Origin of the sequence: Sphingomonas sp. IW22, from assembly GCF_041321155.1 — a bacterium.
Lineage (GTDB): Bacteria > Pseudomonadota > Alphaproteobacteria > Sphingomonadales > Sphingomonadaceae > Sphingomonas.
Window position 1 is genome coordinate 54,753 of record NZ_JBGGWB010000001.1, and the last position, 18,741, is coordinate 73,493.

Annotated in this window: 18 protein-coding genes and 1 pseudogene; 8 read left to right on the plus strand and 11 right to left on the minus strand. The window is 64.7% G+C overall.

Features of this window, described 5'->3' with window-relative positions; genetic code table 11:
• The 3 genes and pseudogenes from rplA to ACAX61_RS00310 all read left to right on the plus strand — a co-directional run bounded on the left by rplA (position 1) and on the right by ACAX61_RS00310 (position 1,606).
• Positions 1–699: a 50S ribosomal protein L1 gene (gene rplA / locus ACAX61_RS00300; protein WP_370712842.1), complete on the plus strand. Its 699-nt coding sequence runs from the start codon at positions 1–3 to the stop codon at positions 697–699.
• Positions 700–766: 67 nt separating this feature from the next.
• Positions 767–1,344, plus strand: a pseudogene (locus ACAX61_RS00305) (MauE/DoxX family redox-associated membrane protein); the annotation flags it as partial.
• A 55-nt stretch (positions 1,345–1,399) separates the two neighbouring features.
• Entirely contained in the window at positions 1,400–1,606 is a 207-nt protein-coding gene (locus ACAX61_RS00310; RefSeq protein ID WP_370712843.1) for a hypothetical protein, read from the plus strand.
• 17 nt (positions 1,607–1,623) lie between these two features.
• Here the strand turns inward: ACAX61_RS00310 and gatB are convergent, their stop codons facing one another.
• From gatB to gatC, 3 genes are read right to left on the minus strand one after another with little or no spacing between them, the layout of a single operon-like run.
• The gene (gene gatB, locus ACAX61_RS00315; protein WP_370712844.1) at positions 1,624–3,105 is read right to left on the minus strand and encodes an Asp-tRNA(Asn)/Glu-tRNA(Gln) amidotransferase subunit GatB; all 1,482 of its coding nucleotides are present in this window, start codon (positions 3,103–3,105) and stop codon (positions 1,624–1,626) included.
• Position 3,106: 1 nt separating this feature from the next.
• Positions 3,107–4,591, minus strand: coding sequence for an Asp-tRNA(Asn)/Glu-tRNA(Gln) amidotransferase subunit GatA (gatA, locus tag ACAX61_RS00320; RefSeq protein WP_370712845.1), 1,485 nt, complete (start codon positions 4,589–4,591; stop codon positions 3,107–3,109).
• Entirely contained in the window at positions 4,591–4,878 is a 288-nt protein-coding gene (gatC, locus tag ACAX61_RS00325; RefSeq protein WP_370712846.1) for an Asp-tRNA(Asn)/Glu-tRNA(Gln) amidotransferase subunit GatC, read from the minus strand. The genes gatA and gatC overlap by 1 nt, the downstream gene beginning before the upstream one ends.
• Before the next feature lie 140 nt (positions 4,879–5,018).
• Here gatC and ACAX61_RS00330 point away from each other — a divergent pair, with 140 nt between their 5' ends.
• Together ACAX61_RS00330 and ruvX are read left to right on the plus strand one after the other, a co-directional pair.
• A complete protein-coding gene (locus tag ACAX61_RS00330) occupies positions 5,019–6,122 on the plus strand; it encodes a DUF3089 domain-containing protein (RefSeq protein ID WP_370712847.1) in 1,104 nt (367 codons plus the stop codon).
• Positions 6,119–6,586: a Holliday junction resolvase RuvX gene (gene ruvX, locus ACAX61_RS00335; protein WP_370712848.1), complete on the plus strand. Its 468-nt coding sequence runs from the start codon at positions 6,119–6,121 to the stop codon at positions 6,584–6,586. The genes ACAX61_RS00330 and ruvX overlap by 4 nt, the downstream gene beginning before the upstream one ends.
• Here ruvX and ACAX61_RS00340 read toward each other — a convergent pair.
• Together ACAX61_RS00340 and ACAX61_RS00345 are read right to left on the minus strand one after the other, a co-directional pair.
• A complete protein-coding gene (locus ACAX61_RS00340; protein WP_370714856.1) occupies positions 6,583–7,272 on the minus strand; it encodes an esterase/lipase family protein in 690 nt (229 codons plus the stop codon). The genes ruvX and ACAX61_RS00340 overlap by 4 nt on opposite strands.
• Positions 7,269–7,901, minus strand: coding sequence for a TIGR02117 family protein (locus ACAX61_RS00345; protein WP_370712849.1), 633 nt, complete (start codon positions 7,899–7,901; stop codon positions 7,269–7,271). The genes ACAX61_RS00340 and ACAX61_RS00345 overlap by 4 nt, the downstream gene beginning before the upstream one ends.
• A 60-nt stretch (positions 7,902–7,961) precedes the next feature.
• Between ACAX61_RS00345 and phhA the strand changes: the two genes are divergently transcribed.
• Positions 7,962–8,843 carry a phenylalanine 4-monooxygenase gene (gene phhA, locus ACAX61_RS00350; RefSeq protein ID WP_370712850.1) on the plus strand — a complete coding sequence of 294 codons (882 nt, stop codon included), beginning with the start codon at positions 7,962–7,964 and terminating at the stop codon, positions 8,841–8,843.
• A gap of 20 nt (positions 8,844–8,863) precedes the next feature.
• Here the strand turns inward: phhA and ACAX61_RS00355 are convergent, their stop codons facing one another.
• The 4 genes from ACAX61_RS00355 to glmU all read right to left on the minus strand — a co-directional run bounded on the left by ACAX61_RS00355 (position 8,864) and on the right by glmU (position 15,415).
• Positions 8,864–10,825, minus strand: a complete 1,962-nt coding sequence (locus tag ACAX61_RS00355; protein ID WP_370712851.1) for a S9 family peptidase — start codon at positions 10,823–10,825, stop codon at positions 8,864–8,866.
• A gap of 72 nt (positions 10,826–10,897) precedes the next feature.
• Positions 10,898–12,235 (minus strand): dicarboxylate/amino acid:cation symporter, encoded by a 1,338-nt coding sequence (locus ACAX61_RS00360; protein WP_370712852.1) that lies wholly within the window; start codon positions 12,233–12,235, stop codon positions 10,898–10,900.
• Positions 12,236–12,240: 5 nt separating this feature from the next.
• Positions 12,241–14,064 (minus strand): glutamine--fructose-6-phosphate transaminase (isomerizing), encoded by a 1,824-nt coding sequence (gene glmS, locus ACAX61_RS00365; protein ID WP_370712853.1) that lies wholly within the window; start codon positions 14,062–14,064, stop codon positions 12,241–12,243.
• 1 nt (position 14,065) lies between these two features.
• Positions 14,066–15,415, minus strand: coding sequence for a bifunctional UDP-N-acetylglucosamine diphosphorylase/glucosamine-1-phosphate N-acetyltransferase GlmU (gene glmU / locus ACAX61_RS00370; RefSeq protein WP_370712854.1), 1,350 nt, complete (start codon positions 15,413–15,415; stop codon positions 14,066–14,068).
• Between the two features lie 83 nt (positions 15,416–15,498).
• Here glmU and ACAX61_RS00375 point away from each other — a divergent pair, with 83 nt between their 5' ends.
• Positions 15,499–16,170 (plus strand): HAD family hydrolase, encoded by a 672-nt coding sequence (locus ACAX61_RS00375; RefSeq protein ID WP_370712855.1) that lies wholly within the window; start codon positions 15,499–15,501, stop codon positions 16,168–16,170.
• Between the two features lie 45 nt (positions 16,171–16,215).
• The gene (locus ACAX61_RS00380; RefSeq protein ID WP_370712856.1) at positions 16,216–17,109 is read left to right on the plus strand and encodes a TraB/GumN family protein; all 894 of its coding nucleotides are present in this window, start codon (positions 16,216–16,218) and stop codon (positions 17,107–17,109) included.
• Here the strand turns inward: ACAX61_RS00380 and ACAX61_RS00385 are convergent.
• Positions 17,087–17,686, minus strand: a complete 600-nt coding sequence (locus ACAX61_RS00385) for a DedA family protein (protein ID WP_370712857.1) — start codon at positions 17,684–17,686, stop codon at positions 17,087–17,089. The genes ACAX61_RS00380 and ACAX61_RS00385 overlap by 23 nt on opposite strands.
• 62 nt (positions 17,687–17,748) lie before the next feature.
• Positions 17,749–18,705, minus strand: coding sequence for a glutathione synthase (gene gshB, locus ACAX61_RS00390; protein WP_370712858.1), 957 nt, complete (start codon positions 18,703–18,705; stop codon positions 17,749–17,751).
• Positions 18,706–18,741: the final 36 nt, after the last annotated feature.

Genomic DNA, 18,741 nt, shown 5'->3' on the forward strand with positions numbered 1-18,741 from the left:
ATGGCCAAACTGACCAAGAAGGCCAAGGCGCTGGCCACCGCCGTCGACCGTGAAAAGCTGCACGGCATCGACGAAGCGATCTCGCTCGCCAAGACCAACGCGACCGCCAAGTTCGACGAGACGATCGAAGTCGCACTGAACCTGGGCGTTGACCCCCGCCACGCCGACCAGATGGTTCGCGGCGTCGTCACCCTGCCCAAGGGCACCGGCAAGACCGTGCGCGTCGGCGTGTTCGCCAAGGGCGCCAAGGCTGACGAAGCTCGTGAAGCGGGTGCCGATGTCGTCGGCGCCGAAGACCTGATGGAAACCATTCAGGGCGGCAAGATCGACTTCGACCGCTGCATCGCGACCCCGGACATGATGGGCGTCGTCGGTCGCCTGGGTAAGATCCTGGGCCCCAAGGGCATGATGCCGAACCCCAAGCTGGGCACGGTCACCATGAACGTCGCTGAAGCCGTCAAGGCGGCCAAGGGCGGTCAGGTCGAGTACCGCGTCGAAAAGGCGGGCATCATCCATTCGGGCATCGGCAAGGCGTCGTTCCCGGCCGAAGACCTGCGCGCCAATTTCGACGCGCTGGTGGACGCCGTAGTCAAGGCCAAGCCGTCGGGTGCCAAGGGCAAGTATCTGCGCAAGATCGCCGTCAGCTCTTCGATGGGTGCAGGCATCAAGGTCGACGTGTCCGAGGTTTCGGGCGCCTGATTTCACGATCTTGACCGACAGATTTGGGCCGGGAGGGCGACCTCCCGGCCATTTTCGTTTGCGCGGGCATGATTCAAAGACCACACCCCAGATCTTCATCGGCGGGCAGCGCATTGGCGGCCAGGACGATCTGCGCCGTCATCTAAGCCTGTCGGTTCGTGATCCGAAGGCGACGACCTATCGCCCGGTCATCGCGCTTTTCGCCAAGGCGCTGGCGATGACGATCGCCATCGGCTGGGCCGCGGAAGGGATGATCGCGCCGGTCACGGTGGCAGAGCGTTTCATCGCCGCGTCGATGTGCCTGCTGGCGCTTCAGAAGCTGCGCGATGTCGACGGCTTTGGGACGATGTTCCTTGGCTATGATCTGCTGGCGATGCGCTGGGTGCGCTATGGCTGGATTTATCTCTGGGCAGAGGGGCCGGCCGGGGTGCTGATGCTGGCAGGTGCGCTGACCTGGATCGCTGCGTCAGTCGCACTGGTCATTGGCGGGATCGAAGCCGTGAGCGTGTCCAAGGCTGTTTATCGCGATCGCCGTGAATTGAAGTGCGCCTGCATCGGCGGCGACAGCAATGCGCCGCTAGGCTTCGTGTCGCTTACCGAAATGTGATGATGGTCGCGATGACAGCCTGGATGCTGGTTCGCTGATCGCCGGCGAACCGGAACGGCTTCCATGCGTTCGGTAGCGGAAAGGAGCTTTTCCATGACCGATCGTAACCGCGACGAAAATCCCGACAGCGTGCCACAGGACCGCCCGTCCGACATCGAACGCGCCGTCAACGAGGGGCGCGGCGGCCCCGGCATCGAAAATGTCGAGGACGACCGCACGCCGACCGAACCCACCGTTTCCCCCGACACCGCCGGAGGATCGGGCGGTGCCGTCCGCAATCAGGACGACACCGCACAGTAACCGCGAGGGCGGCGGGGTCAGGCGTCGAGCGCTTTTTTCAACAGCTCGTTGACGACGCCCGGATTGGCCTTGCCGCCCATCGCCTTCATGGTCTGTCCGACGAAGAAGCCGAACAGCTTGTCCTTGCCGCCGCGATAATCGGCGACCTTGTCGGCATTCGCCGCCATCACCTTGGCGATCTCCGCTTCGATCGCGCCGGTGTCGCTGGTTTGGCGAAGACCGCGTTCCTCAACAATCGTCTCCGCATTCTGGCCGGTTTCGAGCATGATCTCGAACACCTGCTTGCCAAGCGTGTTCGAAATGGTGCCGTCGGCGATCAGCCGCAACAGTTCGGCTCCCTGTGCCGGACTGACGGGCGAATCCTCGATGCTCTTGCCAATACGGTTCAGCGCACCGAACAGGTCGGAAATCAGCCAGTTCGACGCGGCCTTGGCCGTCACCGTCTCGCCGCCTGCCTTCATCAGCGCCTCGAACCAGCGCGCCGTCTCCGCCTCGGCGGTCAGAACAGCCGCGTTATAGGGCGACAGGCCAAGTTCACCGACATAGCGCGCTCGCTTGGCGTCGGGCAGTTCGGGCAGGCTGGCACGGCATTCGTCAAGGAACGCGTCGTCCAGCTCCAGCGGGAGCAGGTCCGGATCGGGGAAATAGCGATAATCGTGCGCGTCTTCCTTTGACCGCATCGACCGCGTTTCGCCCTTGTCGGGGTCGAAAAGGCGGGTTTCCTGCACGACGCGGCCACCGGCCTCCAGCGCATCGACCTGGCGCTGCGCCTCATATTCGATCGTCGCCATGACGAAGCGCACCGAATTGACGTTCTTGGTCTCAGTGCGGGTACCAAACGGCTCGCCGGGACGACGCACGCTGACATTCACGTCAGCGCGCATCGAGCCTTCTTCCATATTGCCGTCGCATGACCCGACATAGCGCAGGATGGTGCGAAGCTTGCGGACATAGGCGCCCGCTTCCGCCGGCGAGCGCATATCGGGCTTCGACACGATCTCCATCAGCGCCACGCCGGAGCGATTGAGATCGACATAAGAGCGCGTCGGATGCTGATCGTGCATTAGCTTGCCCGCATCCTGTTCGACATGGATGCGCTCGACTCCGATCGACTTGGTGCCGGCATCGGGGTTCTTTTCATCCAGCGCAATCTCGATCCGCCCCTCACCCACCAGCGGGTGGTAAAGCTGGCTGATCTGATAGCCCTGCGGAAGATCGGCGTAGAAGTAGTTCTTGCGGTCGAAGCGCGACCATTTGTTGACCTGAGCCTCGATCGCCATGCCGGTGCGGACAGCCTGGCGGATGCACTCGCGATTGGGCACAGGCAACATGCCCGGCATCGCGGCATCGACGAGGCTGACCTGCGTGTTCGGCTCTGCGCCGAATGCGGTGGCTGCCCCGGAGAACAGCTTGGCGTTGGACGTGACCTGGGCGTGGACCTCAAGCCCAATGACGACTTCCCAGTCGCCGGTTGCGCCGTGAATGCGGTATTCGCTCATCTTACCACCACTTGTCCGCGCGCGCGACAAAGCCCGCGCGCTGTTCGATCGCAAGACCCGCGTTCAGCACGCCCTGTTCATCCAAAGGCTTGCCGATCACCTGAAGGCCGAGCGGCAATCCCTGTGCATCCACGCCGCCCGGCACGCTCATCGCGGGCAGGCCGGCGAGCGATGCGGGAACGGTGAAGACGTCGTTCAGATACATGGCGATCGGGTCCGCCTGCTTTTCACCCAGCGCGAACGCAGCCGACGGTGCGGTCGGCGTCAGCAGCACGTCGCACTGTTCCCACGCGCGTTCGAAATCCTGCGCGATCAACGCGCGAACCTTTTGCGCCTGGGTATAATAAGCGTCGTAATAACCCGCCGACAGCACATAGGTGCCGATCAGGATGCGGCGCTTCACCTCATCCCCGAACCCCGCAGCACGGGTAGCGGCGTACATGTCCTGAAGGTTCGCGCCTTCCGGCAACTCACGCTGACCGAACCGCACGCCGTCATAGCGCGCCAGATTCGACGAAGCCTCTGCCGGGGCCACGATGTAATAAGCGGGCAGCGCATATTTGGTGTGGGGCAGCGAGACCTCGACAATCTCGGCCCCGGCATCGCGCATCCATTCGATGCCCTGCTGCCACAGCGCCTCGATCTCGGCGGGCATGCCGTCGACGCGATACTCCTTGGGAATACCGACGCGCTTGCCTTTCATGTCGGGCGACAGCCCCGCTTCCCACTGCGGCACCGGCAGGTCGAGCGAGGTCGAATCCTTGGGATCGAAGCCCGACATGGCCTCCAGCATGATCGCACAGTCGCGCACGTCGCGCGCCATCGGCCCCGCCTGATCCAGCGAGGAGGCAAAGGCGACGACGCCCCAGCGCGAGCAGCGGCCATAGGTCGGCTTGATGCCCGAAATGCCGACGAACGCGGCAGGCTGTCGGATCGAGCCGCCGGTGTCGGTGCCGGTTGCCGCCGGGCACAGCCGCGCGGCGATGGCCGATGCGCTGCCGCCCGACGAGCCGCCCGGCGTCAGCGCGGCATTGCCGCCGTCGTTGCGCCGCCACGGACTGATCACATTGCCGAACGCACTCGTCTCGTTCGACGAACCCATGGCGAACTGATCGAGGTTCAGCTTGCCCAGCATCCCCGCACCCGCATCCCACAGCTTTTGCGAGACGGTCGATTCATAGGTGGGCGTGAACCCTTCCAGAATGTGGCTGGCGGCGGTGGTCTGGACGCCCTTGGTGGCGAACAGGTCCTTCATGCCGATCGGCACGCCGGCCAGCGGCTTGAGCGCATCGCCCGCCGCCTTTGCCGCGTCGGCGGCGTCGGCGGCGGCCAGTGCATAGTCGGGCGTATCGACGATAAACGCGTTCAGCGCCTTCGCACCGGCGACGGCGGCGTTGAAAGCGCTAGCCACTTCGCTGGCGGAAAAATCGCCGCCACGAAACCCGTCGCGAAGGGCCGCGACGCCAAGGTCGGTCAGTTCGGTCATTATTCGATCACCTTGGGCACGGCGAAGAAACCATGTTCGGCTTGTGGCGCATTCGCCAGTACGGCATCGCGGACATTGCCGTCGGTGACGACATCGTCGCGCAGGCGCAGCGTGTTGGGAATGACCGCGGTCATCGGCGCGACGGAGGAGGTATCGACCTCCCCCAGTTGCTCGATCCAACCCAGGATGTTGCCCAGTTCGGGCGCGAGGCGGCTAGCCTCCTCCTCGGTGATCGCGATGCGGGCTAGGCCGGCGATGCGTTTGACGGTTGCAGGTTCGACAGACATATCGCGCGGCTAGCACCGGGTTTGGGCCGCTTCAAGCGCGCCCTTTATCGAACCGGCGGTTGCAGCATTTGCAAAGGCGGTGCATCGAAACGGAATTGCCGCACGCCGGCTCATGTCGCATTGCACAATGGAAGCCCCGCTTGGCCCGCAAATTCCTGTATCTGGTCGCTGTCCTCATCATGCTCGCGATTGCCGCCGCCTTTGCCTATCGCCTGTTTGGGGTGCAGCTTTTGCGCCAGACGATGGTGCCGACAACCGGGTTTCAGGCGCTGCCGCAGTTGGGGGAAAGCGCCTATGCCGATCCGCAAATGTGGCTGGCGCGACCAGACAAGCCGAACAATCCCGCGCTTTGGACGCCGCAAGGGTTGACGCCCGCCGCCGACCCACGCGCGGCCGTCTTCTTCATCCACCCGACATCCTATCTGGACCGGTCACAATGGAACGCGCCCCTTGACGATGTTGTGGCCAATGACCGGGCGGCGCTGTTCATGCGGGGGCAGGCATCGGCGTTTAACGAGGTTGGCGCGATCTGGGCGCCGCGTTATCGTCAGGCGACATTCGGCGCGTTTCTGACCAACGCCGACGCTGCGAACAAGGCGCTCGACCTGGCCTATGGCGACGTTACGACCGCGTTCGACCGTTTCCTTGCCGAAGCGGGGGACGATCGGCCCATTATCCTTGCCGGGCATAGCCAGGGTGCGCTGCATCTGTCGCGCCTGTTGAAGGATCGGGTCGCGGGCAAGCCGCTGGCGGCGCGGATCGTCGCGGCCTATGTCGTCGGCTGGCCGGTTTCGCGAACGGCTGATCTGCCCGAAATGGGGTTGCCCGAATGTCAGCGTGCCGATCAGGCCGGATGTATCCTGTCGTGGCAGAGCTTCGCCGAACCCGCCGACCCGTCGCTGATCCTCAACACGTTCGACGCTACGACTGGCTTCAACGGAACGCGGCGCGCGGGTACGGCCATGGTCTGCACCAATCCTCTGACCGGCAATGCAGGTGACGCGGCCCCGGCCTCCGCCAATATGGGCGCGCTGTTTCCCTCTGCCGATCTGACGACCGCCACGCTTGAGCAAGGACGGGTGCCTGCCCGGTGTGAGGGGCGCGGATTGCTGATGATCGGCAGTCCGCCTGACCTGGGCAGCTATGTCCTGCCGGGCAATAATTACCATGTGTTCGACTATAGCCTGTTCTGGGCCAACATCCGTGCCGATGCGGCGCGGCGTTTACAGGCGTTCGGCGCTTGATCGCGACACTGGCCGCCGATTTCGCCGCCGCCTTGCCCGATGGCGGGCGCCTGATCGGGCTGGACGTTGGCACCAAGACGATCGGCACCGCACTCTGCGATGCCGGGTGGAGCTTTGCCAGCGGCGCCCCGCTGATTCGGCGGAGCAAGTTCACGGCGGACAAGGCCGCGCTTGCGGACCTGATCGGCAAACAATCGGTCCGCGGGATCGTCATCGGGCTGCCGCTCAACATGGACGGCAGCGACAGCCCGCGCACGCAATCGACCCGTGCCTTCGCCCGCAACCTGGCTGACATGGCGCTGCCGATCCTGTTGTGGGACGAGCGTTGGTCGACCGTCGCGGTCGAGCGCATGATGATCGAACAGGATCTGAGCCGCGCGAAACGCGCCGAGCGGGTTGATTCGCTGGCCGCCGCGCATATCCTGCAAGGCGCGATTGACGCGCTGGCTAATCTGCCGCGCTAATTGGCGAGCGCGAGCGCGATCGCGACCGCGCGCAGCACGTCGGGGTTGAACTGCACCCATAGGTGGCTGGAACGCACCTCGATCGCGCGGCAGTGGTCGTCATGGCATGTCGCTCCGCCGACCAGCCCGTCATGCGCGCTCCAGATCGCGGTTGCAGGCACTGGCGAAGGGGCGGCGGCTTCCTTGAGCAGGGAGACGACCGTCTGATCGTTGGCATCAATGCCAAGGACGTGGCGGTAGACCGGCCACATCGGCATCCCATCCAGTGGTCCGGCAAAAGGCGCGCTGACGGTTACGACGCTGCGGACCAGTTCCGGCGTCCGGCGCGCGGCGATGCGCGCCATCACGCCGCCCAGGCTGATGCCGACGAGCGCCACCGGCTGACCCGTTCGCCCGGCCATCCGCTCAATCGCGGCAAGCAGACGTGCACCATCGGCACCCACACTGCGCTCGCCTAGATTGCGGCCCATGCCCCAACCATCAGCGCGGTATCCGATGGCCCTCAGATAACGTCGCAGAACGATGTTCGAACGATCGCCGTTGAACAGGCCGGGCAGCAGCATAACGGTCCCGCCGTCGCCGCGCGGTACATCCATCAGCGCCGATCTTGCCACCGTCAGCCTGCCCAGGCCCATCAATCCGCGCGGCACTTCGCTCAGCATCAGCCGCCGGGCGTTCTGGATCATAGCCACCACATCACCGTGCCGGAAAACGGGGTCCAGCGGCCCATCGGTACTTCGGCAGCACGCAGCGCCTCTCCGGTCCAGGCATTGCAGGTGCGAATGGCACTGTAATGGCCGCGCGCCTGGTAAAAGGCGTCCCAGCCGCCATAGCCGTGCGCGGAGCCACCCGGGGCCATGGTGCCGCGGATGAAGCCGATCAGTCGCGCGAGCTGTTGGGGCCGCAGCAGCACGCGCCGCACCGCCGGGCCACCGCGCGGGGCGGCCACATGCTCTACATGCAGCACCGTATCATCACTGCCGACCGCCGCCGCCAGCACCGTTTCCGCACGAAGGTCGCTCCATGTCGGCGTCTCAAGATAGAAGGCCCGGTCGCCCCAGCCGATTGCAAGCCAGGGGCGCCCGCCAAAGCGCGGGTCAGCCAGATCGTCGGCACTGAACTGCGCGAGCATGTCTGGCGGCAAGGCTGATTTCGGCAGGACGATGCCGGTGTGGATGCCATTATCCTCAACCCAGACCGGCACGCCCGCCGCCGGCGGCGCCATTCCGCCCCGCGCCGGAATTGCACCGCCGATCCACCCGGCAACCCAGTAGCTCTGGGCCAAGATCGCAACCGCCAGCAACAGGCCGGCCACGGCGCCCGCCAATCCTTTCAGCCTGTTCAGTTTCGGATCCGTTGCCACTATATTCCCTTGATGACCGCTGAAACGCATATCCACGACACCCCCCCGCCGGGCGCCGCCGCCGATTGGACCATCCCACAAAATTGGGACGCCTTCACGGCGGCGGAACATGGCGTGTGGGATACGCTGTTCGAACGACAGGCCCGATTGCTGCCGGGACGCGCATCCAGCGCCTATCTGCGCGGGCTGGAAGCGTTGAAGCTGTCCGAATCGGGCATTCCCAATTTCGACGACCTGTCCGAACGCCTGATGAAGCTGACCGGCTGGCAGGTCGTGGCCGTGCCAGGGCTGGTGCCCGACGATGTATTCTTCGAACATATGGCCAATCGCCGGTTCGTGTCGGGCAATTTTATCCGCCGTGCCGATCAGCTCGACTATCTACAGGAACCGGACGTGTTCCACGACGTGTTCGGGCATGTTCCGATGCTGGCCGACCCGGTCTTTGCCGATTATCTGGCTGCCTATGGCCGTGGTGGACTGCGCGCGCTGGAGTTGGGGGCACTGCCGCAACTTTCGCGGCTCTACTGGTATACGGTGGAGTTCGGGTTGATCGAGGAGGATGACGGCCTGCGCATCTTCGGCGCGGGAATCGTCTCGTCATCGGCGGAAAGCGTGTTTGCGCTGGACGATCCCAGCCCCAACCGGATCGGCTTCGATCTGGCGCGCGTGATGCGCACCGAATATCGGATCGACGATTTCCAGCAGAATTACTTCGTCGTGCCCAGCTTCGACGAATTGCTGCGCGTCACGGTCGAAACCGACTTCGCGCCGCTGTACGAACAGATCCGTCCCCTGCCCTCAATCCCTGTGGCCGAGATTGTCGAGGGCGACCGCGTGATCCATCGCGGCACACAGGCCTATGCCGACCAGAAGGCGCAGGCCGCCGTCGTCTGAAACGACGGCGGCGCCCCTGCTCAACGCGCGGGTGCGTCGCCGAACAGCTTGCGAAGGAACACGGTTTCGACCTCCCGACGCAGGTCATTACTGTCCTTCTTCTGAAAGCCGTGCCCCTCGTCGCTGAACAGCACGTACCAGGTGTCTACCCCCTGCGCGCGCAGCTTGGCGACGACCTGATCGCTTTCGAACTGGGGTACGCGCGGGTCGGTCGCGCCCTGCATCACCAGCATTGGCTTGCTGATCTTTGACAGGTTCGCCATCGGCGCGATGCGGGCAAAGACGCGCGCCATTTCCGGGTCGCGCTCGTCGCCATATTCCGCGCGGCGATTGTTGCGACGATACGCCTCGGTCCGCTCAAGGAAGGTGCGGAAATCGCTGATCCCATACCGCTCCACGCCCCCGACCAAGCGGTCGCTATAATGCGTCATGACCGCCAGGCTCATATAACCGCCATAGGATTGGCCATAGACCGCGACCTTTGACGCATTCAGGTTCGGCTGTGCCTTCACCCAATCCAGCAGCGCGCCGATATCCTTGACCGAGTCCTCACGCTTTTCAGCGTTGTCGAGGTTCAGGTAGCGCTTGCCATAGCCGTCGGAGCCGCGAACATTGGGCAGGATCACCGTCGCGCCCAGCACGTCGGCGAAATATTGCGCGCCATAATTCCAGATCGGCCGCGTCTGCGCCTCTGGCCCGCCATGAATGTCGATGATCACCGGCGTCCGCGCACCGGCCGCGACCCCCGTGGGGCGATACACAAAGGCCGGAACCGACAGCCCGTCGAACGACTTGAAGCGGATCAGTTCCGGCTCTGCCAGCTTTGCGGGGTCCAGATCGCCAAGTTCGCTATAGGTCCAACGCACCGGATCGCCGCCCGCCACGGTATCGTACACCCAGACATCGCCTGCCGAAGTTGCGCTGGACAGCCCGATGGCGAGGCTGTGATTGTCAGGCCCGAATTTCAGCGCCGATAGCACGCCCTTTGGCAAGGTTGGCTGCGGCAGCACGCGGCGCGTTACCCGATCCTGCACCACCACGCGGCTGAAACCATCCTCGTTCACCGAATAGGCAAGGATGCGCCCGTCGTCGGACAGGTCGTAACCCTCGACATCCCATTCCAGCCCCGGCGTCAGCACACGCTCCGCCCCGGTCGCGATGTCGATTTCGACCAGTCGCCGCACATCGCTGTCGCGATCCGAAATGGCGATCAGGCTGCGGCCGCCGGTCAGGAAGCGCGGGTCCTCGTAACGCGCGGTCGGCGCATCAGACGCCACGCGCGTCGCCTTGCCGCTGGCCAAGTCGAGGACGAATATCTGGCTTTCGCGGTTGGAAATCGAACGCTGGAACACCAGTCGGGCCTTGTCCGCCGAAAGGTCCGCAGGGGCAACGGCACCGTCGGCCACGTAAATCGGGCGGCGGCTGCCTGGCCGGGCGGGGTCGGCGGCAAGGATGGTATAGCCCGCCGCGCCCTTGGTCGCGCGTGCCCAGACGGCCAGGCTGCCGTCCTTCGACAGCACCAGCGATCCGTTGCGCGTCCCCGGTTCCGTCAGCAATGCCTCAGGTCCGGTCAGCCCCTTGACCGCCAGCTGAAACCACTCGTCGCCATCGGTATCGCGGGTCAGGATGAAGCGGTTGCTCGCGCCCGGCAGCGCCTTTGCCCCGGCAACCGGGCTGGCATAATAGGTCAGTTGCCGCCGCGTCGCAGCCGGTGCCGCCACGTGGTGGAGTTGCGCCGTGGTCCCGAAACGGGTGGTGATCAGCATCGACCCGTCGGGCAGCCAGTCCTGAAACTCCGCCGAGCGGCTGTTTTGAAAACGCTGAACGGCGGCGCGCACATCGTCGGGGATTTCGGGCACGTTTTGCAGCGTCGCGCTGCCCACCTGACGCGTCGCCACGCCGGTTGGCGCGGTCGCTTGCTGCGCGACGGCGGGAGCGGTCAACAGCGTGGCAGCAAGGAATAACGGCTTCAGACGCGACATGATGCGAACCCCCCGGAAAATCTGGTCAATGGTTTCTAGGGTGACGAACGCTGATATCGCAAGCGTTTGCGGTTATTCGGCGGGAATGGCGTCTGCGTCCTGCTCATCGACGGGTAACGCCTCTCCCCGGATCGCGGCGTCGAAACGGGCCTTGTCGAAGCGCCCCTCCCACCGGGCAACCACGATCGTTGCCACCGCATTGCCAATGAAGTTGGTCAGGCTGCGACATTCGCTCATGAACCGGTCGACGCCAAGGATCAGCGCCATCCCGGCAACCGGCACGGAGGGAACGATCGAAAGCGTGGCCGCCAGCGTAATGAACCCCGCGCCGGTGACGCCCGCTGCCCCCTTAGACGACAGCATCGCCACCCCCAGCAGCAGCAATTGTTCGCCAAGGGTCAGGTCGACATTGGTGGCCTGTGCGATGAACAACGCCGCCAGCGTCATGTAGATGTTGGTGCCGTCCAGATTAAAGCTGTAGCCCGTCGGCACCACCAGCCCGACGATGGATTTCGGACAGCCGGCCCGCTCCATCTTCTCGATTAGCGCAGGCAGCGCGCTTTCGGAGGATGAGGTGCCAAGCACCAGCAGCAATTCGGCCTTCAGATAACCGATCAGCCTGAATAGCGAAAAGCCCGCCACGCGCGCGACTGCGCCCAGTACGACCACGACGAACAGCAGCGACGTAAGATAGAATGTCGCCACCAGCGCCGCCAGATTGGCGAGCGCCCCCAGCCCGTAAGCGCCAATGGTGAAGGCCATGGCACCGAAGGCCCCGATCGGCGCGGCCTTCATCAAAATGGCCACCACCTTGAACACGGCGAGGGACAGGTCCTCCAGCGCGTCGGTGACTCGCGCGCCCCGCTCCCCGATCATCGCCAGCCCGATGCCAAACAGGATCGCAACGAACAGCGTTTGCAGGATGTTGCCGCCCGCCAAGCCGGACAGGAAACTGTCGGGGATGATACCCAGCAGAAAGCCCGTCAGCGTCGATTCATGCGCCTTGGCAGCGTAGGCCGCGACCTCTCCGCCATCCAGGCTCGCGGGGTCGATGTTTAGACCGGCACCAGGCCGCACGACATTGGCGACCAGCAACCCGACGCAAAGCGCCAGCGTGGAGAAGGTCAGGAAATAGCCGAACGTTTTGCCTGCCACCCGGCCAACCGCCGCCAGATCGCGCATTCCCGCAATGCCGGTGACGATAGTCAGGAAGATCACCGGCGCGATGATCATCTTGACCAGCTTAATGAAACCGTCACCCAACGGCTTCATCGCTTCCCCGGTGGCGGGCACGAAATGCCCGAGCGTGACACCCGCCGCGATGGCGACCAGCACCTGAACGTACAGGTGCCGATACCAAGGGCGCGGCCGCCGGACGGGCGGCGCTTCGGGGGGCGCGATCACGGCCAAAGCGGCTACTCCACCGTCACGCTCTTCGCCAGGTTGCGCGGCTGGTCCACATCGGTCCCCTTTTCGACCGCAACGTGATAGGCGAGCAGCTGCACCGGCACGGCGTAAACGATCGGCGCGATCAGCGGGTGGACCTTTGGCATGGTAATGGTGGCAACGCATCCGTCACCCGCCGCCTGAATGCCGTCATAGTCGGAAATCAGCACAACCTTCCCGCCCCGCGCCTGCACTTCCTGCATGTTCGACACGGTCTTTTCAAACAGCGGGCCCGACGGTGCGATGACGATCACCGGAACCGCATCGTCGATCAACGCGATGGGACCATGCTTCATTTCACCCGCCGCGTAACCTTCTGCGTGGATGTAGCTGATTTCCTTAAGCTTCAGCGCGCCTTCGAGCGCGAGCGGATAGTCGGTGCCACGGCCCAGATACAGCACGTCTCGCGCAGCCGCGATGATCCCGGCCATGCCCTCAATCGCTTCGTCATAGGCGAGCGCGCCGTTGATCGATGCCGGTGCCTCCGCCAGATGGCGGACGATCTCGCGCTCCTCCTCTTCGCTCAAACGGCCCTTGGCCTTGGCAAGGTTGGCGGCCAAAGCTGCCAGCACGGCCAGTTGGCAAGTGAATGCCTTGGTCGAGGCAACGCCGATTTCCGGCCCGGCATGGGTGGGCAGCAGCAGGTCGGCCTCTCGCGCCATGGTACTGGTCGGCACGTTGACGACCGCGGCGATCGTCTGCCCTTCCTCCTTGGCGTGGCGCAGCGCGGCCAGCGTATCGGCGGTTTCGCCCGACTGGCTGACGACGATCATCAACCCGCCCGGCTCCATTACAGGCGCGCGGTAGCGGAACTCGGACGCCACATCGATGTCGACGGGCACGCGGGCGAATTGCTCGAACCAGTATTTGGCAACCATCCCGGCATAGAAGCTGGTCCCGCAAGCGACGATCGTGACGCGGCGGATGCCTGACAGGTCGAAATCGGGGATCGGCAGCGCGATCTTGCCTTCAAGCCGCTGAAGATAGGAACGCAGCGTCTGGGCAACGACGATCGGCTGTTCGAAAATCTCCTTCTGCATGAAGTGCCGGTGATTGCCCTTGTCGATCAGGGCACCGGTCACGCCGCTGATCGTCACGGGCCGGTCGACAGGCGCGTTTTGCTGGTCATAGACCTGCGTGCCCTGCGGCGTCACGACGACCCAGTCGCCTTCCTCAAGATAAGCGATCCGCTGGGTCAGCGGGGCCAGCGCGAGTGCGTCGGAGCCTAGATAGCTCTCCCCCTCGCCATGCCCGACCACCAGCGGCGAGCCCAGGCGCGCACCAATCAACAGTTCGGGATGGTCGCGGAACAGGATGGCCAGCGCAAAGGCACCATGCAGGCGCGGCAGAACCGCCCGCACCGCCGCGACCGGATCACCCGTTTCGTTCAGCGCACGGTCGATCAGATGGGCCACAACCTCCGTGTCGGTCTGGCTGTTAAACGTGCGCCCCTCTGCAATCAGTTCATCGCGCAGCGGCTTGAAATTTTCGATGATACCGTTGTGAACCACGCTAACGGCGCCGGCCACATGCGGGTGGGCATTGTCCTCGGTGGGGGCGCCGTGCGTTGCCCAGCGGGTGTGAGCAATGCCGACATGCCCCGGCAGCGGCTCCTCCGCCAGACGGCGGCCCAAATTGGCGAGCTTGCCCTGCGCACGGCGGCGCTGGATCTCGCCATCATGCAATGTCGCGATGCCCGCCGAGTCATAACCGCGATATTCTAGGCGCTTCAGCCCGTCGAACAGGCGATCGGCAACGTCCGTCGTGCTGAGAATTCCGACAATACCACACATCTTACTTTGCCGCCTTTCGCGCCTTCATCATTGAACGGAAACGGGCCGCCCATCCCGCGCGCACTTCCTGACGCGCCCGTGCCAGCGCCAGCGCATCGCTCTCGACATCGCTGGTCAGCACCGATCCGGCACCCACAATCGCACCGTCTCCGACCGAAACGGGCGCCACCAGTGCCGAGTTCGACCCGATGAACGCGCCCGCGCCGATGGTGGTGCGATATTTGAAATAGCCGTCATAGTTACAGGTGATCGTGCCCGCACCGATATTGGCACCGGCGCCGACATCCGCATCGCCGATATAGCTGAGATGATTGGCCTTTGCGCCTTCCCCCAGCACAGCCTTTTTCAACTCGACGAAATTGCCGACCTTTGCGTCACGGCGAATATCGGCGCCGGGCCGCAGCCGCGCGTAGGGGCCGATCTCCGCCCCCGTTTCAACCGCGCATCCTTCAAGGTGGGAAAAGCCATGGATGACGACGCCGTCGGCAACACGCACGCCCGGACCGAACCACACATTCGGCTCAACCGTTACGTCGCGGCCCAGTTCGGTGTCGTGGGAGAACCAGACGCTTTCGGGCGCGATCAGCGTGACGCCCTCGGCCATTGCCCGGCCACGGCGGGCGGCCTGCCACTGGGCCTCCAGCGCGGCGAGTTCACCGCGACTGTTGACGCCCGTCACTTCGACGACGCCGGTTTCGATTACCGCCGACGTCCGGCCGTCGGCTGCGGCTAGCATCACGATGTCGGGCAGATAATATTCACCCGCTGCATTGTCGTTGCCGACCCGGTCGAGCAGCGCGAACAGATCGTTGCCCCGCACCGCCATCAGCCCCGAATTGCACAAGGTCACGGCGCGCTCCGCCTCGGTCGCGTCCTTGAATTCGACCATGCGATCGATACGGCCCGCTTCATCCGCGATCACACGGCCATAAGCGCCCGGATCGGCGGGCCGGAAGCCCAGCACCACGCACGCAGGCGCATCGTCGCCGTGCAACCGGTCCAGCATCGCACGCATCGTCGCGGGCTGGACCAGCGGGACGTCGCCATACAGGATCAGCACATCGCCCGAAAATTCGTTCAGCGCGGTGCGCGCCTGTGCCACGGCATGGCCCGTTCCCAGCTGGTCTGCCTGATGCGCGATGCCGACGCCGCGCCCTGCGACTGCGGCTTCCACCTGTTCGCGCCGGTCGCCCACCACGACAACCTGCCGTTCGGCGCCCAGGGCCGACACGCTGTCCAGCAGATGCAGCAGCATCGGTTTGCCAGCAATCGGGTGAAGCACCTTGTGCACGTCCGATCGCATCCGCGTGCCCCGCCCGGCGGCGAGGACAATGGCGGCAATGGGTTGCATCCTGTTCCTTTCGCTTGCGTCGGCGACGGGCGCTGCCACGAAAGTCTTGCTATTTCCATAGCCAAGGGGGCATCGACGCGCGGATGAGCGCATTTCCCTTTTCGATCGTCGGCTTCGACCTGGACGGGACGTTGTTCGACACCTCTGCCGATTTGGCGGGCGCGGTCAATTATGCCCTGTCGCTGGCGGGCCGCCCCGCGCTGCCCGTCGAGACGGTGAAGCCGATGATCGGTCGCGGCGCGCGGCACATGCTGGCGGAAGGGCTGCGGGCATCGGGTGGCTGTGACGAGGCGACGCTTTCGGACTTACACCCCAAACTGCTCGAATATTATGAGGCCAATATCTCCGCCGGGACGGTCGCCTATCCGGGAATGCTCGACGCGCTGGATGCACTGGTTTCGCGCGGCGTGCGGGTGGGCATCGTCACCAACAAGCTGTTCGGGCTGGCCGACAAGCTGCTGCGCGAGCTGGATCTCGCGCCCCGGTTCGAAGTGGTGCTGGGCGGCGACTCGCTCGGCCCCGGTAACGCCAAACCCAGCCCTGCGTTGATCGAGGAAATGGTTGCGCGCATGGGCGGCGGGCGCGCGGCATTCGTTGGCGATTCCATCTACGATATTGGCGCCGCGCATGCGGCAGGCGTCCCTGCGGTGGCGGTCAGCTTCGGTTTCATGATGCAGCCGGTCGAGGAACTGGGCGCGGATGCGGTGATCGACCATTATGATGATCTGGTGTCTACGCTGGAGCGGCTGGGCTGATCGGACGCGACGGATATGGCGCGACCCGCTAGGGCAAGGCACATCATGCCGACCCGCCTGATCCTCGCCATTGCCGCCCTGACGCTCGCCGGGCCTGCCGCGCCCCCGCCGCCGGTCCCGGCAGATCCGCCCATCTGGGTTGTACGCGACGACGACACCACGATCTATCTGTTCGGCAGCGTCCATTGGCTGAAGCCCGATATTGCATGGTTCGATGACGACGTGCGCGCCGCTTTCGATCGCGCGGAAATGCTCGTCCTCGAAACGCCACCGGTCGACGCGGCTGAGGCGCAGCGGACGCAGGACGCGATCGGCCGCACGTCGGATGGCCCCACCCTCCCCGAACGGCTGCCGCCCGCCTATCGCCCCAAGCTGAGCGCTGCGCTGGCGGAACTGGGCTATCCGGCGGGGGCGTTCGACCGGGTCAAGCCATGGCTGGCCGCGACCACGCTTTCGGTTCTGCCGCTCAAGCGGCGCGGCTATGCCTCGGCCGCGGGCGTGGAGGCTGTGCTGACAGAAGCGGCACGGCGCGCCGACAAGCCAGTCATCGGGCTGGAGCCGCGCGTCGAGCAACTCGGCTATTTCGACGCGCTGCCGGAACAGGCGCAACTGACGATGCTGATGCGACAGCTCGACAATATGGACCGGACGTGCGATTCGACCGACGCGGTGCTCGCCGCATGGACTGCCGGGGATGTCGCACGGCTTGGCCGGATCGTGGACGCCGATCAGCGCGCCAGTTCGGAAGCGTTCGGCAAGGCGATCCTGACCGACCGCAACCGCCGCTGGGCCGCATGGATCGTCCGGCGACTGGAGCAACCGGGAACGGTGTTCATGGCGGTCGGGGTCGGCCATCTGGCTGGTCGCGACACGGTGCAGCGTGCGCTCGCCCGCATGGGCCAGCGCGCCGAGCGGCTCAGGCCTGCGGCCGCCAGGTAACGATGCGATAGAGATACAGCAGGACCACCGCGACCATCATCACGATCGCGACCGGGCCGTAGAAACGCTCGAACTGGCTGAACTCGTTCTTCAGGATATAGCCCGCGCCGATCAGCACCGAATTCCAGATGGCGGTTCCCAGCGTTGTCCAGAACAGGAACTTCACCTGCGACATACGCAGCATGCCCGCCGGCAATGAGATCATGGTGCGGACCGTCGGCAGGAAGCGCGCCCAGAACACAATTACCCGGTCATAACGGGTGAACACGCCGATGATCTTTTCAACCTCTGCCCAATCCAGTGTCAGCCAGCGGCCATAACGGTCGATCAGCGGGCGGAACCGGGCATAGCCGACAATGCGCCCCACCCAGTACCAGACCCAGTTGCCCAGCACCGCGCCCAGCGTGCCCGCCGCCACAGATTGAGCAAAGCCCAGCCGCCCGTCGGCCACCGCCATGCCGGTCAGGCCCATGATGACTTCCGACGGGATCGGCGGGAACACATTTTCCAGGAACATCGCGATAGCGATGCCCAGATAGCCCCAGGCGCCCACGAGTTCGATCAGGCGGTCGGTCATGCAAGTCCTTCAAATGACGGTCGCGCGCCTGATAGGCGCGCGCATGGCGCCGCGCAATCGCCCTAGCGGCGAGCCGCCAGCCGCGCGTCGATCGCATCCCAGATCGTACCTGCCGTATCGGTGCCATTGAAGCGGTCGATCGCGACGATGCCGGTTGGCGACGTCACGTTGATTTCGGTCAGCCATTCCCCGCCGATTACGTCGATCCCCACAAAGATCAGCCCCCGCCGCTTCAATTCCGGGCCGAGCGCCGCACAGATTTCGCGCTCGCGCTGGGTCAGCTCCGCCGCCTCTGCCCGGCCACCGACCGCCAAGTTGGAGCGGATTTCGCCCTCCCCTGGCAAGCGATTGATAGCGCCCGCGACTTCGCCATCGACCAGCACGATGCGCTTGTCGCCCTTGGCCACGCCGGGCAGGAATGCCTGCACCATATGCGGTTCGCGCCAGGCGGTGTTGAAAACCTCGATCAGCGAGGAGAGGTTCTGGCCGCCTTCGTCGATCTTGAAGATCGCCTTGCCGCCATTGCCGTGCAACGGCTTGATCACGACCGATCCGTGCGTTGCCAGAAACGCGCGCGCCTCCTCCGTCTCACGCGTGACCAGCGTCGGCGGCATGAAACGGGCATAATCCAGCACCCACACCTTTTCGGGCGCGTTGCGGACGCTGGCGGGATCGTTCACCACCAATGTCTTGTGCGCGATCCGCTCAAGCAAATGCGTGGCCGTGATATAACCAAGGTCGAACGGCGGGTCCTGTCGCATCAACACGACATCCGCCTCGTCGCCCAAATCCAGCCGCACCGGATCGCCCAGCGTGAAATGGTCGCCCATGACCGCGCGCACCTCGACCGGGCGGGCGTTGACCCAAAGCTGCCCGTCCGACCAATTGAGCTGATCGGCGGTGTAATGAAACAGCCGGTGCCCGCGCGCCTGTGCCGCCAGCATCAGCGCAAAGGTCGAATCGCCAGCGATGTTGATGCCCGCAATCGGGTCCATCTGCACGGCAACGGTCAGGGCCATTATTTCCTCCAGCGCAATTCGGGCGGGGCCGCGCCT